This window comes from Marinifilum sp. JC120 (genome assembly GCA_004923195.1).
Taxonomy (GTDB): Bacteria; Desulfobacterota; Desulfovibrionia; order Desulfovibrionales; family Desulfovibrionaceae; genus Maridesulfovibrio.
In genome coordinates this window covers 1-357 of the sequence record RDSB01000260.1, presented here as the reverse complement: position 1 = coordinate 357, position 357 = coordinate 1, and the positions used below count along the sequence as shown (strand labels likewise).

Sequence of the window (357 nt, the reverse complement as noted above, 5' to 3'; positions counted from 1 at the left end):
ATGATGCAAATCAAATGAAGCTTTTGGATGCATTGGCCCAAATGTTCTCATTACAGTCGTCTTCAGCTTGTCAATCAGATAAGCATGAAAGCATCATAAATTCTATTTCTGAATTCCAGTATGATCCTGAAGCTAATATCATTTTCAGTTCGTGGTTTCACCGTTGTGAAGATATTTTCCGCGTTGAATGCTCGCATCTTGATGACGCAGCAAAAGTCCGCTTACTCTTAAGAAGACTGGGAACACAGGAATATAATAAATATGTGAATTTTATCTTACCGCAAAATCCAAGAGAGGTATCATTCAAAGACACAGTTCAGATTCTATCTGATATTTTCGATGAACAGTCCTCATTAT

Annotated in this window: 1 protein-coding gene; it reads left to right on the top strand. The window is 36.7% G+C overall.

The genetic code is table 11. From position 1 onward, the window contains the following. Positions 1–14 precede the first annotated feature (14 nt). On the top strand, positions 15–357 hold a 343-nt coding region (locus D0S45_21030; protein ID TIH01431.1), incomplete at its 3' end, for a hypothetical protein.